Raw genomic sequence first — 19730 nt, 5'->3', positions numbered from 1 at the left:
CTCGTTACAGCGTGATTTTGGTGCCCAGCAAGCCGAGGAAACCCGCCAGCCACTTCGGATGGGCAGGCCAGGCCGGCGCGGTGGCCAGATTGCCTTGAACGTGGCCGTCCGTCACCGGGATATCGATATAGGTACCGCCAGCCAGGCGCACTTCCGGCGCGCAGGCCGGGTAAGCGCTGCACTCGCGGCCTTCGAGAATTCCTGCCGCCGCCAGCAACTGCGCACCGTGGCACACAGCGGCAATCGGTTTGCCGGCCTTGTCGAAATCCCGTACCAGCTCCAGGACTTTTTCGTTCAGCCGCAGATATTCCGGTGCACGACCGCCAGGGATCAGCAGCGCGTCGTAGTCCGCTGCCGCGACCTTGGCGAAGTCGAAGTTCAGGGCAAACAGGTGACCGGGTTTTTCGCTGTAGGTCTGGTCGCCTTCGAAGTCATGGATCGCGGTGCGCACAGTCTGGCCGGCGGTTTTGTCCGGGCACACCGCGTGTACCGTGTGACCGACCATCAGCAGCGCCTGGAACGGCACCATCACTTCATAGTCTTCGACGTAATCGCCGACCAGCATCAGAATTTTTTTAGCGGCCATGGGGAGGACTCCTCTGGAAAACGTAGGCAGGCAGGAGTATTCAAGGTAGTCCTTATCCGGCGGGTCGGGTAATAACCAGCTACTACCTGATGGACTGCGAAGGCGTCCTCAAACTGTACGGATAACTCTGCACCTAGCTGTAACAGCGCCAAACCCGGCATTTATGGCTAGATGAAGGCATCTCTCATCACCCTCGATTCTGGTTGCCATCATGTCCTCCCGCGAAAACACCGGCATGGCCCTGGGCCTGCTCGGCGTTGTGATCTTCAGCCTCACCCTGCCCTTCACGCGAATCGTCGTGCAGGAACTCCATCCACTGCTCAACGGCTTGGGCCGGGCCCTGTTCGCGGCGATTCCCGCGGCACTGCTGTTGCTCTGGCGTCGTGAAAAATGGCCGACCTGGAAGCAGGTCAAGGGCCTGACCCTGGTGATTGCCGGGGTGATTCTGGGTTTCCCGGTGCTGTCGGCCTGGGCCATGCAAACCTTGCCGGCGTCCCATGGCGCCCTGGTCAATGGCCTGCAGCCCCTGTGCGTGGCGCTGTACGCCGCATGGTTGTCCCATGAACGTCCGTCGAAAGCGTTCTGGGCCTGCGCCGCACTGGGCAGTGCGCTGGTGCTCGGGTATGCGCTGATCAGCGGTGCCGGCAGCATTCAGGCCGGCGATTTGTTGATGCTCGGAGCGATTGCCGTGGGCGGCCTGGGGTATGCCGAAGGCGGTCGCCTGGCCAAGGAAATGGGCGGCTGGCAGGTGATCTGCTGGGCGCTGGTGCTGTCGACGCCCGTGCTGATCGGGCCGGTGGTGTATCTGGCGCTGCAACATCAAGGCGAGATTTCGGCGAAAACCTGGTGGGCTTTCGGTTATGTCTCACTGTTTTCGCAGTTCATCGGGTTCTTTGCCTGGTACGCCGGGCTGGCCATGGGCGGTATTGCGCGGGTCAGCCAGATCCAGTTGCTGCAGATCTTCTTCACCATCGCCTTCTCGGCGTTGTTCTTCGGCGAACACGTCGAGCCGATCACCTGGCTGTTTGCCGCCGGGGTGATCGTGACGGTGATGCTGGGACGCAAGACCGCCATCAAACCCGCGCGAATTGCCACCGCATAAATCCTGTGGGAGCCAGCTTGCTGGCGATGGCGTCCTCAGGATCGCCATCGCCAGCAAGCGGATCACAGGTAACCGTCGGCCCGTAGCAGCGTTTCCAGGCAATGCTCACTGATGTGATAGAAATCCTTCAGCTCCTGGATCTTCACCAACAGTTGGGCCGGGTCCACCGGCTCGGCGCGTTTGACCGCCAGGATCATCTTGTTCTTGTTGGTATGGTCCAGTGAGATGAACTCGAACACCTTGGTCTCGTAACCACAGGCTTCGAGGAACAGTGCACGCAGACTGTCGGTCACCATCTCTGCCTGCTGGCCCAGGTGCAAGCCGTATTGCAGCATCGGCTTGAGCAATGCCGGGCTCTGGATTTGCAGGCGAATCTGTTTGTGGCAGCACGGCGAGCACATGATGATCGACGCGCCGGAACGGATGCCGGTGTGAATCGCGTAGTCGGTGGCGATGTCGCAGGCATGCAGCGCGATCATCACCTCCAGTTCGCTCGGCGCCACGCTACGCACGTCACCACATTTGAAGACCAGCCCCGGATGCTCGAGCCTGGCCGCTGCGGCATTGCAGAGGGTGACCATGTCCTCGCGCAACTCGACGCCCGTCACTTCGCCTTCAGCGTTCAAGGTATTGCGCAGGTAATCGTGAATGGCAAAGGTCAGGTAACCCTTGCCCGAACCGAAGTCCGCCACACGCACCGGCTTGTCCAGCGCCAAGGGAGACGAGGTCAGGGCATGGCTGAACACTTCGATGAACTTGTTGATCTGCTTCCATTTGCGCGACATCGCAGGAATCAGCTCATGCTGCTTGTTGGTCACGCCAAGGTCGGCGAGAAACGGTCGGCTCAAGTCAAGGAAGCGGTTTTTCTCACGGTTGTGCTCGGCGGACGGCACTTCACGCAGTTGCTGGGGTTTGCTCCTGAACAGCGAAGACTTGCCCTTTTTGCTGTATTCGAGCTGGGCTTCATCGGTCAGCGACAGTAAATGTGCATTTTTGAACGACGCGGGGAGCAGCTCGGCAACGCTTGCGACACCTTCGGCCAGCGGCAGGTTCTTGGTGATGTCGCGGGTTTTGTAGCGATAGACGAAGGACAGGCACGGCTGCGACTTGACGGTCACCGGCTTGATGATGACCCGCTGCAGCTCCGCTTCTTCGCCGACGTATTTGGCCAGCACCAGTTTGATGAAGGCATTGTGATCGAGGCTCGATTGCAGCAGCTCGATGAACTGCGCGTGTTGATCCGGCGCGAGGCTGGCGGGAGTGGCGGTGACAGACATGGAAAAACGGCCTCGGGCAATACGAATCGGGAGAATGCCGGGTATTTTAGGGGGGCCGAGGGTTTTGGGCACGGGGTTATTTTGTGGCAGGTCTTGGTCACGCCACCCAAGACCTGAATTAACGCCTTTAAAGCATCACGGCTCAACCAGTCGCAGCCTGCGGTTACTCGGCGAGTTGATCACGTATTTGACGATCAACCCGACCGGTACCGCCCAGGTAAGACCGTTGAGCGGGTCAGTCACCACGGCGACGGTTTCAGAGCTCGCGGCGATGTCCAGACGCCGACGATCATGGCTCGACTTGAGCTCCCCATAGGCATGGCTGACCAGTCTTTCCGCCACGTGCATGGGCACATCGACACTTTGCAAATGCTTGACGGCACGACAGAACAACACCTGGTCATCAAGCAATCCTTCGCTTTCATGACGAACCAGAAAAGCCCGGGCCATCGCCAGCAGATCCTCATTCAATTCTGGGTTTTCATCGACTTCGTTCATGTTCACGACTCCTGTTGCAGGTCCGTCGAAGCATCGCTGACCGCAACAGGGCGGGCGGCACGGCGCAAGTCCGGCCCGGCGCAAGGTAAACGAACCGCCGGGTTGGGCATTCCACTGGGGGAAAGTTCATGGGTCATTTCGAACTCGGCGCGAACCGACCAGCCGCAAGCTTCCGACGTACATTGCAAATAGGCGACCCGCAGAAAAATATGACGGCCCTCGCTGGTTCGAATGCGCATCCGGTTCAAGCAGTGCGGACACACCATTTTGTAAGTGCTCATGCCTGCTTCCCGATGGTCGTCTGGTGGTAATCGACATTGTCAAACGCAATACTGCTGGAAGCATTGCTCGCCAAGATCCGCCCTTGCGAATGGCGCCTGCCGGACAAAAGGAAGTGCAATGGGCAGAAGCGTCTTGGGTAAGAACTAAACCCGTAGGAAATCACCTTGCTACCATTAGGAAGTTTCGACATCGTATTCTTCTGATTCATAGTTGACGATTGATTACTCACAAGAAAAAACGTACTCATTACGCATAAATTAGGCACTCAAAAAGCATATGTCAAAAGGAAGAGGCTCAAATTGCGTAGCAAAAAATCACAAGCTGTTCTGACGCGCTTAAAGCAAATCACCGGTACTACAAGCGATGCATCACTATCCTCCGCGCTAAAGATCAGTCCGCAAACCCTCAGCAGCTGGAAAGGTCGCGACAGCACACCGTACTCATTATGCGTAGATATCGCACAAGCGCGTGGCATCTCTCTTGACTGGTTACTGCTCGGTGAAGGGCCGGTATTACGGTCTGCTCCTGCGCAGTCAGCCGAGGAAAATCAGGACAATGCGACGCGAGAAAATACAATTCTCGCGTTGTGGCGTTTACTCAATGAAGAGGATCGCCGCGCCATTCAACATGCACTGGAGGAAAAGCGACGCCTGCGAGACATGGAACTTCAACTATCGGAAATGGCCGCCATTCTTGCGACACTTCAACAGTCGAAAGAAACATGAAGTCATATATAGCCCGAAGAGCGTTTACTTCAAGGCGCGCCATAGCACAATGATATTTCCTTCATTTCGTACTATCAGTACGCATAACAGCACGCTCACGACTGAATGCCATGGACTCACCGGTACAGAGGCTATAAGTACATCCATCCCGGCCACGCAAAACAGCCCGCCACACAGGCTGGTCAACAGTCCGTCACGCCAACGGTGTCGCACCTCATCACGCTGATAACAGGCCAGCCTGAATGCACTCAACAAATGAGCAATACCGGTAATGAAGACAAGTACAACGGCGTCATCACTCATCATCCTCGCCCTCTCAAATGCCGAACGATTTCACCCAGGGCGGCACCGTCAATCCACTGCATGAGCTTGATACTGATGGGAATGACGACCAGCGCACACAGAAATGCCGTCACGCCCGCCGTCAGGAAAGGGATCAACGGAAGGGCCACGGGCGTGAAGAGATAACCGACGCCCGCCGACAGCATCCAGGAGCCGATGCGTTGCCAGGCCTTGAAGTTGGCACGCGTCGTGGTTACCAGCCACGCCCCGAGCGATGCGCCGAACAACACCTCGCCGTCGATCACGGGCAATGTCGCGATGCCCAAGCCCAACAGGAGTCCACCCACACTGTTGTAGGCCGAGTCAGTCAGGCTCATGGGCGCCTCGCGATTCAACCTCACTCACGCGGATGGCACCGGACTCAATGGCTTTGAGCAGGGCGGCACTGCGAGACCTGACCGCAAACTTGCGGCGAATATTGGAGAAGTGGAAGTTGACCGTGGATTCCGAACAATTCTGAATCCTGGCGATTTCCCACGAAGTTTTACCTTTGAAGCACCACATTAGGGTTTGCGTCTCTTTGGCCGTCAGTTGCACCGGCAGGGAATGTGCGCCGCCGCAGGCACCAGCCAAAGAGTCGAGTGTTTGATGCATAGACATAAGAACTCTCTCTCATCAGAACGCCTGTCGCAGGGCGTTCGCTATTGGAGAGAGATGTTGAAGACAAGCCGGAACCCGCACAATCAACGGGCATTGTCCCTGGGAGCGCTACAAAAGTTCCCGATCAAAAGGCCTAGCCCAGTATCACCAGGCGATTCGGCAACTCATTGCGCACATGGGTGACCGGTACATGCACCTTGAGCAACTCGCCGCATGCTTCGATGCAGCTGACGAACCCCTGCAACGTCTGCCCCTGGCGTACCTGCCGGGTGAACGTCGCGACAATCGCGTCCCAGTTTTTGTTGTCCAGCCGACTGGAAATGCCTTCATCCACCAGGATTTCCACATAACGCTCGGCTTCACAGACGAAAATCAGCATGCCCGTGCGGCCCACCGTGTGATGCAGGTTTTGCTCCAGGAACTGCCGCCGCGCCAGGTTGGAAGCACGCCAGTGCCGCATCGCGCGCGGAATGAGGTGGGTGGTGATTTTCGGCAGGCGGAACACCAGACACAGGACGATGAAACTGATCCATTGCACCAGCAGCAGGCTGTGCAGGGTCAACCACCCTGTCAGGTAATGCACGATACCCGGCACCACCAGCGCCAGCAGACTGGCCCAGAGCAGCGGGATGTATGCATAGTCGTCGGCGCGGGCCGCGAGCACGGTCACCAGCTCCGCGTCGGTGTCGCGCTCGACCCGGGCAATGGCTTCGGCCACTTTGCGTTGTTCGTGTTCAGTGAGTAATGCCATGTCTTGAAGATGCCTGTTCGCTATTGTTTTTATCACCAGCCGCCCGACGAACCACCGCCCCCGAAACTGCCCCCGCCGCCGCTGAAGCCACCGCCTCCACCGCCGCCAAAACCTCCACCGCCGAAACCGCCTCCCGAGCCGCCCGAACCACCGCGGCCGGCGGGAAGGATACCGAGCATCTGGCAGACAAAAACAGTCAGGATGAACAGCAGCACCAAAAACACGAAGACACCCGGATGCCGCGAGACGAAATCGTCACCCGGATCGCCTCTGGAGTCATAAACGGTCGATGGCTCGTCCAGGGCGTTGCCACCCAGCACCACCAACATGGCCGCCACCCCGTCGCTGATGCCTTTGCTGAAGTTGCCGGCCTTGAATGCCGGGGTGATGACCTGATTGATGATCACCGAGCTCTGCGCATCGGTCAGGCGATCTTCCAGGCCGTAACCGACTTCAATGCGCAGTTTGCGCTCGTCACGGGCGACGATCAGTAGCGCGCCGTTGTTCTTGTCCTTCTGCCCGATGCCCCAATAACGCCCCAGTTGATAACCGAAGTCGGCGATGTCGGTGCCTTGCAAGTTCGCCAGAGTGACCACCACCAACTGCTCGCCGGTGGCCTTTTCGTGGGCCTGGAGTTGCTGGGTCAGTTGCTCGCGCACGGCCGGCTCGATCATCTGGGCGTTATCCACCACCCGCCCGGTCAGCTCGGGGAACTTCAATTGCGCCTGGGCCGCCAGGGACAACGCCCAGAGCAACAGCACCAGGCCCATTTTCAAGATGCGCATGGGCAACCTCTTGGGCGATGACGCACCCACCTTGTGATGCTGGCGGGTCCTTCAGTGTTCAGAACTTGACCTCGGGCGCCTTCTCCGAACCTGGCGTGGCCTCGAAGGTCTCGCGAATCGGCAGATTGCTGTACAGCACGCTGTGCCACAGGCGACCGGGGAACGTGCGGATTTCGGTGTTGTACTTCTGCACCGCGAGAATGAAGTCGCGCCGGGCGACGGCGATGCGGTTCTCGGTGCCTTCGAGTTGCGATTGCAGGGCCAGGAAGTTCTGGTTGGCCTTGAGGTCCGGATAGCGCTCGGACACCACCATCAACCGGCTCAGGGCGCCACTGAGTTGATCCTGGGCCTGTTGGTACTGTTTGAGCTTTTCCGGGTTGTCCAGGGTGGAGGCGTCGACCTGGATCGACGTGGCCTTGGCCCGGGCCTCGATCACGGCGGTCAGGGTCGCTTCCTCATGCTTGGCGTAGCCCTTGACGGTTTCCACCAGATTGGGGATCAGGTCGGCGCGGCGCTGATACTGGTTCTGCACCTGACCCCAGGCGGCCTTGGCCTGTTCATCCAGGGTCGGGATGTTGTTGATGCCGCAAGCGGTCAGCAATGTGGCCAGCACCAGCAGGGTGGCGACCTGCAGGCGAGAACGGTAGGTAGGACTGACATTCATCAGGATGATGCTCCCTTTGTACACTTCATGAAATAAACCACCGTGAAACCTCCTGAGCCGGCTCTTGGGGCATAATCGCCCGCGCCTCTGGATTGCAACGGGCCGATGGGCTAAAAAGACGCCCTGCGCAAAAACGCTTTCGGCATTCGATCGTCGTCTTGCGGCTGCCCGTTTTGAGTCTGCACCCGAACAACAATAGTCGCTCCCTAAATTTTGGCTGGCCGGCGTGTACATCGCCGTTTGGGCCCTTGAGAAAAACATTCATGAAGAAGCTGTGTTTGCTGGGCCTGCTCGTCAGCCTGGCCAGTCATAACGTATTGGCCGCCACGACGCCCGCACCTCTGGAGAACAAGGACGCCTTCATCAGCAAACTGATGAAGCAAATGACCCTCGATGAAAAGATCGGCCAGTTGCGCCTGATCAGCATCGGCCCGGAAATGCCCCGGGAGCTGATCCGCAAGGAAATTGCAGCCGGCAACATCGGTGGTACGTTCAACTCGATCACCCGCCCGGAAAACCGTCCGATGCAGGACGCGGCGATGCGCAGCCGGCTGAAGATCCCGATGTTCTTCGCCTATGACGTGATCCACGGCCACCGCACCATTTTCCCGATCCCGCTGGCCCTGGCCTCGAGCTGGGACATGGACGCCATCGGCCTGTCCGGGCGCATCGCCGCCAAGGAAGCCGCGGCTGACAGCCTCGATATCACCTTCGCCCCGATGGTCGACATCTCCCGCGACCCGCGCTGGGGTCGTACGTCCGAAGGTTTCGGCGAAGACACTTATCTGGTTTCGCGAATTGCCGGCGTGATGGTCAAGGCGTTCCAGGGCACCGGCGCGAACGCCGCCGACAGCATCATGGCCAGCGTCAAGCACTTCGCCTTGTACGGCGCCGTCGAGGGCGGTCGCGACTACAACGTGGTCGACATGAGTCCGGTCAAGATGTACCAGGACTACCTGCCACCCTACCGCGCGGCGATCGATGCCGGCGCCGGCGGGGTGATGGTCGCGCTGAACTCGATCAACGGCGTACCGGCCACCGCCAACACCTGGCTGATGAACGACCTGCTGCGCAAGGACTGGGGCTTCAAGGGCCTGGCGGTCAGTGACCACGGCGCGATTTTCGAACTGATCAAGCACGGCGTGGCCGCTGACGGTCGCGAAGCGGCGAAGCTGGCGATCAAGGCCGGCATCCACATGAGCATGAACGACACCCTCTATGGCAAAGAGCTGCCGGGGCTGTTGAAGTCTGGCGAGATCAAGCAAAGCGATATCGACAACGCCGTGCGTGCCGTATTGGGCGCCAAGTACGACATGGGCCTGTTCAAGGACCCGTACCTGCGTATCGGCAAGGCCGAGGACGACCCGGCCGACACCTATGCCGACAGCCGCCTGCACCGCGCCGAAGCCCGCGATGTGGCACGCCGTAGCCTGGTGTTGTTGAAGAACCAGAACGAAACCCTGCCGCTGAAGAAAACCGCGAAAATCGCGCTGGTCGGTCCGCTGGTCAAGGCGCCGATCGACATGATGGGCAGCTGGGCCGCCGCCGGCAAACCTGCGCAATCGGTGACCCTGTTCGACGGCATGAACGCCGCCGTCGCCGACAAGGCAACGCTGATCTACGCCCGTGGCGCCAACATCACCGAGGACAAGAAAATCCTCGATTACCTGAACTTCCTCAACTTCGATGCACCGGAAGTGGTCAATGACCCGCGCCCGGCCAATGTGCTGATCGACGAAGCGGTCAAGGCCGCCAAGGATGCCGACGTGGTGGTGGCCGCCGTGGGTGAGTCCCGTGGCATGTCCCACGAATCCTCCAGCCGCACCGACATCAATATCCCGGAAAACCAGCGCGAGCTGATCCGTGCCTTGAAAGCCACTGGCAAACCGCTGGTGCTGGTGTTGATGAACGGCCGTCCGCTGACGATTCTTGAAGAGAAGGAACAGGCTGACGCAATTCTGGAAACCTGGTTCAGCGGCACCGAAGGCGGCAACGCCATTGCCGATGTGCTGTTCGGCGACTACAACCCGTCGGGCAAATTGCCGATCACCTTCCCGCGTTCGGTGGGGCAGATCCCGACCTACTACAACCACCTGACCATTGGCCGGCCGTTCACGCCAGGCAAGCCGGGCAACTACACCTCGCAGTACTTCGATGACACCACGGGTCCCCTGTACCCGTTCGGCTACGGCCTGAGCTACACCGACTTCAGCCTGAGCGACATGGCCCTGTCGTCGACCACGCTGAACAAGACCGGCAAGCTCGACGCCAGCGTCACGGTCAAGAACACCGGCAAGCGTGACGGCGAAACCGTGGTGCAGTTGTACATCCAGGACGTGGCCGGTTCGATGATCCGCCCGATCAAGGAACTGAAGAACTTCCAGAAAGTGATGCTCAAGGCCGGCGAACAGAAAGTCGTGCACTTCACCATCACCGAGGACGACCTGAAGTTCTTCAACACCCAGCTCAAGTACGCGGCGGAACCGGGCAAGTTCAACGTGCAGATCGGCCTGGATTCCCAGGACGTGACGCAGCAGAGTTTTGAACTGCTGTAATTCTTAAAGCTGCATGAAGTACCTGTGGGAGCGAGCTTGCTTGCGATGAGGTCATAACATTCAACATCACTGTTGACTGTCGGGCCGCCATCGCGAGCAGGCTCGCTCCCACAGTGTTTTAGGGTGTAGCGCCTATCCCCGCCGATCCAGCAGATTCACCACCAGCCGATCCACCCATCCCCATACCCTCTGCTTGACCCGCCGCCACAGCGGTCGGCGTTTCCATGACTCCAGGCTGACTTCCTGGCTCAGGGCGAAGTCGTTTTCGAAGCTCGCCGTCACCGCCCGGGTCAATCCCGGGTCGAGCGCTTCCAGGTTGGCCTCCAGATTGAAACGCAAATTCCAGTGATCGAAATTGCACGAGCCGATGCTCACCCAGTCATCGATCAGGACCATTTTCAAATGCAGGAAGCACGGCTGGTACTCGAAAACCCTCACCCCGGACTTGAGCAGGCGCGGGTAGTAGCGATGCCCGGCATAGCGCACGGAAGGGTGATCGGTGCGCGGTCCGGTCAGCAGCAGTCGCACATCGACACCGCGGCCGGCCGCCCGACGCAATGACCGCCGGACCCTCCAGGTCGGTAGAAAGTAGGGGGTGGCGAGCCAGATTTGCTTTTGTCCGCTGTTCAAGGCACGAACCAGCGAATGCAGGATGTCCCGATGCTGACGGGCGTCGGCATAGGCGACCCGGCCCATGCCCTCGCCCACGGGTGGCACACGGGGCAGGCGCGGCAGGCCGAAATGCGAGGCGGGTTTCCAGGCGCGGCGATGGCGGTTGGCGATCCATTGCCGATCGAACAGCAACTGCCAGTCCAGGACCAGCGGCCCGGTGATTTCCACCATCACCTCGTGCCAGTCGCTGACGTCCTTGCCCGGTGTCCAGAACTCATCGGTGACACCGGTGCCGCCGACCACCGCCAGGCTCTGGTCCACCAGCAACAGCTTGCGGTGATCGCGGTAGAAGTTACCGACCCAGCGCCGCCAGCTCAGGCGATTGTAGAACCGCAGCTCGACCCCGGCGGCCATCAGCCGCTGACGCAGGTGCAAGGTGAACGCCAGGCTGCCGTAATCATCGAACAGGCAACGCACCCGCACGCCGCGCTCGGCAGCCTGGACCAGCGCCTGAACCATGGCCTCGGCGCAGGCACCCGCCTCCACCAGGTACAACTCCAGTTCGACTTGCTCTTCGGCACGGGCAATCGCCACCAACATGCGCGGGAAAAACTGCGGGCCATCAATCAACAGTTCGAAGTGGTTGCCTTCACGCCAGGGAAAGACGGGGCCGGCCATGTCAGCGCGCCGCGAAAATCAGCACGGCACCCACGGGCACCGACAGGCTGATCGCCGACAGCCCGGCGAGCTTGCGCAACGCTTCCAGGCCGGGTGCCAGGTCGAAGTCCTCGGCATTGATCACCACCGGTTCGAGCGTCACCACCTGAAAGCGCCGGTCATCGAGACGGGTCGCCAGCAGCTCGGTGGTGTAGGTGTGTTGCTTGCCATGCAGATTGACGGTCAGCGGCAAGCGCAGCTCGAGTTGCGCACCGGGGGCCAGATCGTTGATCGGACGCAGATCGATCCGGGTGGTGATCAGCGCTTCGGGAAACCTGTCGATTTCGAACAGTTCCTTGCGCATGCGCTCGTCGCGCAACGGAATACCGCTGTTGATCGATTCAAGCTCGACCTCCACCTCCGCCACCCCTTCGGGATCGACCTTGCCGTGCAACACCAGAAAGCGCTGCACTTCGGAAACATTGGCGTTTTTGGTGCTGACAAACGACAGTCGCGACGATTCGCCGTCCAGGTACCAATTGGCCCGGGCCGACAGCGAAGCGCCGGCCAATAGCAGGACGGTGAGCGTTTTGATGATGGAGCGCTTGAACATAGTGACTCGTGAGGCAAATAAACCTGTGCTGAACCTTAACCGGCCTGACACAGGTTGCAAACTTTGTGTTGCCTTGAGTCGTTAAACCGCCAAAGGTTCCACTCAGGCCATCGCCTGCTGCACATCGCCGATGGTCGCCGCCAGGCTGTTGAGGTGCAGGCTCAGCACCCGCTCCACCGGCGCCTGATCCATCGGCCAGTGCAACGCCATGCTGCCGACCAAGCGGCCGTCGCTATGGATCGGCAAGGCCACCGCGCGAATCAGGAACGGCAGGCGTACCGGGTATTCCCAATAACCTTCGGTGCGCTGGCCGAAGCCTTGATGCAAGGCCTGCTGCGTGGCGCTGAACAGGTTTTCATCGGTCAGCCGCTCACGATCGGCCAGACGCTCCACTTCAGCGCTGTGCAACTCGGCGAGGCAAGCCCGGCCCATGGCCGAATGAAACAGGCTGGCATGCTGGCCGACGATCTGGCAGTTGTTCGGATAGCGCTTGCGCAGCACCGTGGGAACCGCACTTTCCATGACTTCCACACGTTCGCCGTCGAAACACGACAGGTCCGCCACCAGCCCGGTACGTTCACTCAACTCCAGCAACAGTGGCGCGGCGTTTTCCACCAGGCGCCGCTTGAAGCGCTGCTGACTGTCGCCAAACAGGCGCTTGGCGCACAGGCGATAACGCCGGTCGCTCAGCCCGCGATAGACCCAGCCTTGCTCCTGCAGCGTCAGCAACATGCGCGAGACCGTGGCCTTGGGCAGGCGGGTAAGGTAGTGCAACTCCTCCAGACCCAGCGCCTGATGCTCGCCCAGCAACTCGACGATGGCCAGGGCGCGCTCGACGGAACGCACGCTGCCGGTTTCTGTCTTGCTGTCCATGTGTTCGACCTCCCTTTGCCCGGAATGGATGATCGTGTGCTCTTGTTACAAAGTACAGCAAGATGCGCGCCCGTCCGGCGCGCTCAGGCGTTTGACAGACAACCGGGCGGGCGTCGCTTGACCCACTGGGTCAACTGCTCATGGGCATAAGCCAGTTGCAGCACCGCGCGGTCGGCCTGGGCCGGGCCAATGATTTGCAGGCCCATGGGCAAGCCTGCCGGGTTGAAGCCCACCGGTACGTTCATGCTCGGCAAGCCGGCTAGGGTCGGGCCGATGACCACTTCCATCCAGCGGTGATAGGTGTCCATGCTCTGCCCGCCAACGACCCGGGGCCAGTGGGTGTGTGCATCAAAAGGGAACACTTGGGCGGTGGGCAGCAACAGAAAATCGTAACGCTCGAACAATTCGTTCAAGGCGCGGTACCAGTCACTGCGGCCGACCGATGCCTGATACACATCCGCCGCCGTCAAACGCAGCCCACCCTCGATTTCCCATTGCGCTTCAGGCTTGAGTTGCTCGCGTTTCTTCGGGTCGGCATACAGCGCGCCGAGACTGCCCTGCACCAGCCAGTGCCGATGTACCAGCCAGGTCTGCCACAGGCGCTCCATGGAAAAATCCGGCTGGCAGGCTTCGACCTTGCAACCCAGCGCCGCGAAATCCTGCAGCGCCGATTCGCACAGGCTCATCACGCCGGGGTCCATCGGCAAGTAGCCGTTGTAGTCACCCAGCCATCCCACACGAACCTCGCTGAAATCCTGCGCCAGGGACTGATGGAAAATCTCCGGGTCCTGCGTCAGCGACAACGGCACGCGCGGGTCGTACCCGGCCTGGGTGCCGAGCAATCGGGCGACATCGGTGACGGTACGGCCCATCGGCCCTTCGGTGGCCAGTTGCTGGACAAACACCTCCGGCTGCGGACCGTGGGGCACGCGCCCCTGGGACGGGCGAAAACCGAATACGTTGTTGAACGCCGCCGGGTTGCGCAGCGAGCCCATCATGTCGCTGCCATCGGCCACCGGCAGCATGCGCAACGCCAGTGCCACCGCCGCCCCGCCGCTGCTGCCACCGGCCACCCGGCTCGGGTCGTAAGCGTTGGTGGTGGTGCCGAACACCGTGTTGTATGTCTGCGAACCAAGGCCGAACTCCGGCACGTTGGTCTTGCCGATAATGATGGCGCCACTGTCGCGAACCCGCGCCACGCTGATGGCGTCGTGATGCGGGATTTGCTCGGCGAACAGCGGCGAGCCCATGGTGGTGCGTAACCCGGCGGTGGCCGCCAGGTCCTTGATCGCTTGCGGCATGCCGTGCATCCAGCCGCGGGATTGCCCCTGCTCCAGTTGCCGATCGCAGGTGTCGGCCTCGGCCAGCAACTCTTCGGCCGGGCGCAGCGACACCAGCGCATTGACCTGCGGATTGAAGCGCTCGATCTGCGCCAGATACGCCTGCATCACTTCACGGCAGGACACCTGTCGCCCGTGAATGGCGCGGGACAACAAATCGGCGTCCATTTCAACAATCGGATGGATGCTCAAGATTTCACCTCAAGGTTAAGTGCGACGGATCGCTTTGCACGCGACGCCTCCTGCATGCAGTAAGTACCCAGCAGCGTCAGCAGGCAAGCGAACAATACGTAGAAGGACGGCGCCACCGGCGTGGCCAGAACCTTGCTCAGCCAGGTGACGATCAGTGGCGCGAAACCACCGAAGACCATGACCGCGACGTTGTACGCCACCGACACGCCGGTGGAACGCACTTCGATTGGAAACTGCTCGGCCAGTGCCGTCGGTGCCGGGCCGAAAAATCCGCCGATCGCGCTGCACAGCAACAGCTGCATCACCAGCAGCCGCTCCACCGACGGCGCCGCCGCCACCCATACATACAGCGGATACACCATCAGAAAAAACGCTAGGGTGAAGGCCATCAGCACCGGGCGGCGGCCAAGTCGATCCGACAATGCGCCGGACAGCGGAATCACCACGGTCATCACGGCGACTGCAATCATCTGCACCAGCAACACCTGATCCAGCGGCAGACCGAGGTTTTTGTGGGCAAAGGTCGGCATGTTCACCAGCACCACGTAGAACGACACCGTTGCGCCGCACGCCAGGCCCATGGACACCAGAATGGCGCGACGGTGTTCGCGGATCACGTGCAGCAGCCCCGGGCTCTCGCCTTTGGCCTGCTTGCGCGCCTGGAGAAATTCTTCTGGCTCCTCCATGTGCTTGCGAATCCACAGGCCCACCGGGCCGATCAACAGGCCGATCATGAACGGAATCCGCCAGCCCCAGCTGTCCAGTGCTTCAGGGCTCAACAGATGGGTGAACAAGGCCACCATGCCCGCGCCAGCAAACACCGCCAGGCATTGCCCGACCAACTGCCACGAGCCATACAAGCCCTTGCGATGTGCCGGTGCGCTTTCCACCAGGAACGCGGTGGCGCTGGCATATTCACCGCCGGTGGCGAAGCCCTGGAGCATCCGCGCGATCACGATCAACAACGGTGCGCCCATGCCGATGGCGGCGTAATCGGGCGCGAAAGCGATCAGCGCGATGGAGACCGTCATCAGGCGGATGATCATCTGCATCGCTGCTTTTCGCCCTTTGCGATCCGAATACATGCCCAACAAAATGCCGCCCACCGGGCGCATGAAAAAGCCGACGCCAAAGGTCGCCAGGGCCATCAGCAACGACGCGTACTCGTCCTCGGACGGGAAAAACTGCCGGGCGATGATGCTCGCCAGAAAGCCGTAAACGATGAAGTCATACCATTCCAGGGCATTGCCGATCACGGCGGCGATCACCTGCCGGGTCCGCGAAACACCTGCGCTCGAAGTCTGCATGGGGAACTCTCCAAAAACCTGTGGGTGATGGCGGGCACGACGGCGCGCGCCCGGTCCAGCGGCAGTAGAAAGAGAGGAAATCAGGCCGACTTGAGCCAGCGCTCGGTCAGCGCGCCCCAATACGCCCCGCCGGTCAGCAGGATGTCGTCGTTAAAGTCATAGGCCGGGTTGTGCACCATCGGCCGCGATACGCCGTTGCCGATGAACAGGTAGGCGCCGGGGCAGCGTTGCAGCATCCAGGCAAAGTCTTCACTGCCCATGAGCTTGGGCGTGTTGCCGTCCACCGCATCGGCGCCGACCAGCTCGACGCCCACTTGCCGGGCGAACTCGGTTTCGGCGGCATGATTGACCAGTACCGGGTACGCCGGGCGGTGCTCGACCTTCGAACTGCAACCGAAACTCCTGGCCTGGGATTCAATGATCGCTTGCACCCGCTCCAGGGTTTGCTCGCGCACCTGGGCGTTCAGCGCGCGCAGGCTCAGGCGCAGGATCGCTTGCTGCGGAATGACGTTGGCCGCCTCCCCGGCCTGCAATGCCCCGACCGTGACCACTGCCGCCTGTTGCGCATCGATGTTGCGTGCCACCACGGTCTGCAACGCCATGACTACGCTGGCCGCCGCCACCAGCGGATCGACCGCCAGATGCGGCATCGAGCCGTGGCCGCCGACGCCTTCGATCGTCACTGTCAGTAAATCTTGCGAGGCCATCATCGGCCCTTCGCGAAAGCCCAGGTGTCCGGCCGGCAAGCCCGGCATGTTGTGCATGCCGAACAGCGCGTCGCAGGGAAAACGCTCGAGCAAGCCATCGGCGAGCATGGCTTCGGCGCCGCCCTGACCTTCTTCGGCGGGCTGGAAGATCAGGGTCAGGGTGCCGTCGAACTGACGGGTTGCCGCCAGGTATCGCGCCGCGCCCAGCAACATCGTGGTGTGACCGTCATGCCCGCAGGCGTGCATGCAGCCCTGATGCTGGCTGGAATAAGTCGCACCGGTGTTCTCGATGATCGGCAGCGCATCCATGTCCGCCCGAATGCCGAGTTTGCGCGGGCTGCTGCCGTTGCGCAGGACGCCGACCACGCCGGTCTTGCCGATCCCGGTGTGCACCTCGTACCCCCACTCCTTCAGAGATCGGGCCACCAGCGCCGACGTGCGGTTTTCCTCGAAGCCGAGTTCCGGGTGGGCGTGGATGTCCTGGCGGGTGGCGTGCAGATCGCTGGCCACGTCGCTGAGCCAGGCAAGAATGTGCTGATGTCGGGTCATGACGATTGTCCTCGGGCCGGGTGTATTCCCGTTCTTTTTGTTCGCTGTGATTTCGCGACACATCAAGGCAGGTCGCGCTCACCGCCAGATAACCGCGAGTCGCGCGCGAGGACAATCGAATGTGGTTCCACCAGATGGAACCTGTCGGTCAGGGGTTCAAGCGGCAACCCTGGCGCTCGCCGATCCACACGGCGCTGTTGCTGCGCCCCAAACCGCTGACGGTGACGCTTTTGCTGGCGGCGTCATCGGTAAAGCCGCTGATGGGCACCCACTGTTTCACGTAGCCACGGCAGTACTCGGCGCCATTGTTCATCACGTAGCGGCACGAGCAATATTCCTTGGCGGTGTAGGCGCTGATGATGTCCGGGAACGCCTCCAGTGCCACCCGCTCACGCCAGATCCAGCCGCACAGGACGATCAGCAGAATCAACAGCAGGGTGCTGAACGGTCGGCGACGCACAAAGCTGCGGCGGTTCATGGCTGCACCTTCCCGCCAAAGGCCTTGAGCGCGAGCTTGAGTAACTGGTTGTGTTGGTAACTGTCGTCGCGGTCATCGCCGTAGCGCACGATCACCAGGTTTTCGCTGGGGATCACATACAGCGCCTGCCCCCAGTGTCCGAGCGCGGCAAAGGTGTCCGCGGGTGCGTCGGGCCAGGGCCGGGGCGCGCCCTCCACGGCGCGGTTGAGCCACCAGTGGCCGCCGGGCACGGCGTCATCCTGGTTGGCGTGATAACGGGCAAAGGGTTCCAGGTTGAAAGTGACCCAATCCTTGGGCAGCAATTGGCGCTCGCCCCAGCGGCCGTCACGGGCCATCAACAGACCGATCCGCGCCAGATCCCGCGCGGTGAGGTAGGCGTAAGACGAGGCGACGAAGATACCCGTGGCGTCGGTTTCCCAGGTGGCATGGTGAATGCCCAGGGGTTCAAACAGCGCGGTCCACGGGTAGTCCGCATAGCGGGCCGGGCCGACGATGCCCTTCAATGCAGCGGATAACAGACCGCTATCACCGCTGGAGTAACGAAACACCTGACCCGGTGCGGCGTACGCGTCCTGATCGACAGTAAACGCCGCCATGTCGCGGTGCCCCCGGGTGTAGAGCATCGCCACCACCGAGGATTTCAATGGTGCGTATTCGTAGTCTTCCTGCCAGTCCAGGCCCGAGGCCCAGTGCAGCAGGTCGGCCATGGTCATGCCTGGGTATTTTTTCAGTGGCGGATAGAACTTCGCCACCGGGTCCTGCAGATTGAACCGGCCTTCGCCGTAGGCCACGCCCAGCACCGTGGCCAGCAGGCTCTTGCTGATGGACCAGGTCAGGTGTGGCGTTGTGGCGGTGGTCGGGCCAGCGTAGCGCTCGAAGATCAACTGACCGTCGCGGATCACCAGCAAGGCATCGGTGCGGATGCCTCGGCGAGTGGTGTCGTTGCGCGGTGGGAAGGCGTACCCCTCAAACGCCCGAAGTGCCGGCCCGGTGATGCTCGGGCCCGGTGACCATTGCTCGCCAGGCCAGTTTTCAGCGTGGGCCGCGAGACTGAACAGCAGCACAACAAACAACGACAGGCCTTTGGGCATGGCGGGTGCTCGTGGGGATTAACCTTCTGAGCCTAGTTGAGGTTGATGACAGTTTTGAAAATTGTATTGCCGGAAAGATGGCTATCGCGAGCCAGCTCGCTCCCATAGGGCAATGCGCTTCAAAAAGTGGGAGCGAGCCTGCTCGCGAAGGGGTCAGTCAAATCGCCGCCAACGCCTTGGCCAATCGCTTGCCCCGTGCCCCCGCCGCCAGATCCATCACCGCTTGATCACGCTGCCACATCGCCGCCCACTGCTGCGGCCCTTCGGCCAGCGCTTGATTGATTTCGCCCTTGAGCCCTTCGAACTGCGCAAACAGCCCACCGAGCAATACATGCCCGCACGGGTTGTTCGGTGCCTGGCGGCTGACTTCCGCGCACCCGGCCAGCAGCGCCAGCAGGCGTAGTTGAAGGGCTTGCGGCCAATCGCTGTCCTGGCCGACGCCATACAGCCACGCCGTCATGGCGCTCAACACATAAATGTCTTCCAGGGTACGGAACGGTTTGACGTAAGCATCCCAACCGTCCCCGGCCAGCAATTCGCACAAAGCGTTGTCCAGAAACACCCGACCATGGCTGATGTCCGGCATCAACGGGATCGGAGCCAGCTTTTCCACGCGCACGCCCGGCTCATCGGGATAGACCACCCCCAGGCTCAGGCACGGATCGTCGCCCGGCGCCTCGCTGCGCGCAGCGATCAACAGCCAGTCGGCGGCATCGCCAGCGGTGACAAAATCCTTGCGCCCGCTCAAGCGCAAGTCGTGCAGACGGGTCTGCATGTCCGCCACCCGCAGGCTGCGTTGCTCAGTGGCGCACAACGCACCGAGGCTCGGCGGCGCGCTCGGCCACAACATGCGCAAGGCCGCTTGATACCCCACCAGAAATGCCAGCCCCGGCGTCGCCATCATCCGCCCCCCCGCCACCGCCAAATCAAAGGGCATGACCGTGCCCAAGTGGTGCAACAAGGTCGCGTAGCCCTCACCCAGGTCCGGATTGGCGGGCAGGCGTTCACGGCGAATCAACAGGTTTTGCCAGGGCATAAGAGGCTCCTTGTGGGCTGTCATATAAGCATCACCAAAGCTTAACGGCGATGACACCGGCGCTACATAGCCTGACTTTGCACAACACGGCTGCATAAAGAAAGTCGA

The 19730-nt window shown here is 61.1% G+C and carries 22 protein-coding genes; 3 read left to right on the top strand and 19 right to left on the bottom strand.

The window, feature by feature from the left end; genetic code table 11:
• Positions 1-4 precede the first annotated feature (4 nt).
• Positions 5-586, bottom strand: a complete 582-nt coding sequence (locus F7R06_RS18540) for a DJ-1/PfpI family protein (protein WP_090317306.1) — start codon at positions 584-586, stop codon at positions 5-7.
• Positions 587-797: 211 nt separating this feature from the next.
• Between F7R06_RS18540 and F7R06_RS18535 the strand changes: the two genes are divergently transcribed.
• The gene (locus F7R06_RS18535; protein ID WP_090317304.1) at positions 798-1688 is read left to right on the top strand and encodes a DMT family transporter; all 891 of its coding nucleotides are present in this window, start codon (positions 798-800) and stop codon (positions 1686-1688) included.
• 62 nt (positions 1689-1750) lie between these two features.
• Here the strand turns inward: F7R06_RS18535 and F7R06_RS18530 are convergent, their stop codons facing one another.
• The 3 genes from F7R06_RS18530 to F7R06_RS18520 form a co-directional block, all read right to left on the bottom strand.
• A complete protein-coding gene (locus F7R06_RS18530; protein ID WP_090317302.1) occupies positions 1751-2965 on the bottom strand; it encodes a class I SAM-dependent methyltransferase in 1215 nt (404 codons plus the stop codon).
• A gap of 135 nt (positions 2966-3100) precedes the next feature.
• The gene (locus F7R06_RS18525; protein ID WP_090317300.1) at positions 3101-3463 is read right to left on the bottom strand and encodes a hypothetical protein; all 363 of its coding nucleotides are present in this window, start codon (positions 3461-3463) and stop codon (positions 3101-3103) included.
• A gap of 2 nt (positions 3464-3465) precedes the next feature.
• A complete protein-coding gene (locus F7R06_RS18520) occupies positions 3466-3744 on the bottom strand; it encodes an Ogr/Delta-like zinc finger protein (RefSeq protein ID WP_090317297.1) in 279 nt (92 codons plus the stop codon).
• 300 nt (positions 3745-4044) lie between these two features.
• Between F7R06_RS18520 and F7R06_RS18515 the strand changes: the two genes are divergently transcribed.
• Complete coding sequence (locus tag F7R06_RS18515) at positions 4045-4470, top strand: helix-turn-helix domain-containing protein (RefSeq protein ID WP_090317294.1); 426 nt, start codon at positions 4045-4047, stop codon at positions 4468-4470.
• A gap of 24 nt (positions 4471-4494) precedes the next feature.
• Here F7R06_RS18515 and F7R06_RS18510 read toward each other — a convergent pair whose 3' ends face one another.
• The 6 genes from F7R06_RS18510 to F7R06_RS18485 all read right to left on the bottom strand — a co-directional run bounded on the left by F7R06_RS18510 (position 4495) and on the right by F7R06_RS18485 (position 7612).
• On the bottom strand, positions 4495-4773 hold the full coding sequence (locus F7R06_RS18510) for a phage holin family protein (RefSeq protein ID WP_090318370.1): 279 nt from the start codon (positions 4771-4773) through the stop codon (positions 4495-4497).
• Complete coding sequence (locus F7R06_RS18505) at positions 4773-5129, bottom strand: putative holin (protein ID WP_090317290.1); 357 nt, start codon at positions 5127-5129, stop codon at positions 4773-4775. The genes F7R06_RS18510 and F7R06_RS18505 overlap by 1 nt, the downstream gene beginning before the upstream one ends.
• Positions 5116-5412 (bottom strand): helix-turn-helix domain-containing protein, encoded by a 297-nt coding sequence (locus F7R06_RS18500; protein WP_090317287.1) that lies wholly within the window; start codon positions 5410-5412, stop codon positions 5116-5118. Before F7R06_RS18500 ends, F7R06_RS18505 begins: the two co-directional genes overlap by 14 nt.
• A gap of 133 nt (positions 5413-5545) precedes the next feature.
• A complete protein-coding gene (locus F7R06_RS18495; RefSeq protein WP_090317285.1) occupies positions 5546-6163 on the bottom strand; it encodes a TPM domain-containing protein in 618 nt (205 codons plus the stop codon).
• Positions 6164-6195: 32 nt separating this feature from the next.
• A complete protein-coding gene (locus tag F7R06_RS18490; protein WP_090317282.1) occupies positions 6196-6948 on the bottom strand; it encodes a TPM domain-containing protein in 753 nt (250 codons plus the stop codon).
• A 58-nt stretch (positions 6949-7006) separates the two neighbouring features.
• Complete coding sequence (locus tag F7R06_RS18485) at positions 7007-7612, bottom strand: LemA family protein (RefSeq protein ID WP_090318367.1); 606 nt, start codon at positions 7610-7612, stop codon at positions 7007-7009.
• A gap of 263 nt (positions 7613-7875) precedes the next feature.
• Between F7R06_RS18485 and bglX the strand changes: the two genes are divergently transcribed.
• Entirely contained in the window at positions 7876-10167 is a 2292-nt protein-coding gene (bglX, locus tag F7R06_RS18480) for a beta-glucosidase BglX (protein WP_090317280.1), read from the top strand.
• 132 nt (positions 10168-10299) lie between these two features.
• Here bglX and F7R06_RS18475 read toward each other — a convergent pair whose 3' ends face one another.
• The 9 genes from F7R06_RS18475 to F7R06_RS18435 all read right to left on the bottom strand — a co-directional run bounded on the left by F7R06_RS18475 (position 10300) and on the right by F7R06_RS18435 (position 19622).
• Entirely contained in the window at positions 10300-11457 is a 1158-nt protein-coding gene (locus F7R06_RS18475; protein WP_090317277.1) for a phospholipase D-like domain-containing protein, read from the bottom strand.
• A 1-nt stretch (position 11458) separates the two neighbouring features.
• Positions 11459-12049: a YceI family protein gene (locus tag F7R06_RS18470; RefSeq protein ID WP_090317274.1), complete on the bottom strand. Its 591-nt coding sequence runs from the start codon at positions 12047-12049 to the stop codon at positions 11459-11461.
• A 102-nt stretch (positions 12050-12151) separates the two neighbouring features.
• On the bottom strand, positions 12152-12922 hold the full coding sequence (locus tag F7R06_RS18465) for an IclR family transcriptional regulator (RefSeq protein ID WP_090317271.1): 771 nt from the start codon (positions 12920-12922) through the stop codon (positions 12152-12154).
• A gap of 83 nt (positions 12923-13005) precedes the next feature.
• Positions 13006-14457, bottom strand: a complete 1452-nt coding sequence (locus F7R06_RS18460; RefSeq protein WP_281198114.1) for an amidase — start codon at positions 14455-14457, stop codon at positions 13006-13008.
• Positions 14451-15761: a citrate-proton symporter gene (locus F7R06_RS18455; protein WP_090317268.1), complete on the bottom strand. Its 1311-nt coding sequence runs from the start codon at positions 15759-15761 to the stop codon at positions 14451-14453. Before F7R06_RS18455 ends, F7R06_RS18460 begins: the two co-directional genes overlap by 7 nt.
• Positions 15762-15841: 80 nt before the next feature.
• Positions 15842-17017 (bottom strand): M20 aminoacylase family protein, encoded by a 1176-nt coding sequence (locus F7R06_RS18450; RefSeq protein WP_090317265.1) that lies wholly within the window; start codon positions 17015-17017, stop codon positions 15842-15844.
• Positions 17018-17165: 148 nt separating this feature from the next.
• Entirely contained in the window at positions 17166-17495 is a 330-nt protein-coding gene (locus F7R06_RS18445) for an amidase (protein ID WP_090317262.1), read from the bottom strand.
• Entirely contained in the window at positions 17492-18586 is a 1095-nt protein-coding gene (locus tag F7R06_RS18440; RefSeq protein WP_090317260.1) for a serine hydrolase domain-containing protein, read from the bottom strand. Before F7R06_RS18440 ends, F7R06_RS18445 begins: the two co-directional genes overlap by 4 nt.
• A gap of 157 nt (positions 18587-18743) precedes the next feature.
• Complete coding sequence (locus F7R06_RS18435; protein WP_090317257.1) at positions 18744-19622, bottom strand: acyl-CoA dehydrogenase family protein; 879 nt, start codon at positions 19620-19622, stop codon at positions 18744-18746.
• Between the last annotated feature and the right edge of the window lie 108 nt (positions 19623-19730).

Source organism: Pseudomonas moorei, from assembly GCF_008801475.1.
Classification (GTDB): Bacteria; Pseudomonadota; Gammaproteobacteria; order Pseudomonadales; family Pseudomonadaceae; genus Aquipseudomonas; species Aquipseudomonas moorei.
The sequence above is the reverse complement of the archived record's forward strand: the minus strand, read 5'-3'. Positions and strand labels throughout refer to the sequence as shown.